General features: G+C 53.9%; 1 rRNA gene. It reads right to left on the bottom strand.

The features are described from left to right. Positions 1 to 256: ribosomal RNA gene (locus C5749_RS19415) — 16S ribosomal RNA — on the bottom strand; the annotation flags it as partial.

Below are 256 nucleotides of genomic sequence, written 5' to 3'. Positions count from 1 at the left end.
CTCGCGTATCATCGAATTAAACCACATGCTCCTCCGCTTGTGCGGGCCCCCGTCAATTCCTTTGAGTTTCAGCCTTGCGGCCGTACTCCCCAGGTGGATGACTTAACGCTTTCGCTTGGACGCTAACACTATATCGCTAACATCGAGTCATCATCGTTTAGGGCGTGGACTACCAGGGTATCTAATCCTGTTCGATCCCCACGCTTTCGTGCATCAGCGTCAATGCTGGGCTAGACAGCTGCCTTCGCAATCGGGG

The sequence above is a fragment of the Sphingobacterium gobiense genome, from assembly GCF_002980575.1.
In the GTDB taxonomy this organism is placed as follows: domain Bacteria; phylum Bacteroidota; class Bacteroidia; order Sphingobacteriales; family Sphingobacteriaceae; genus Sphingobacterium; species Sphingobacterium gobiense.
This window is presented reverse-complemented; position numbering and strand designations above follow the sequence as displayed.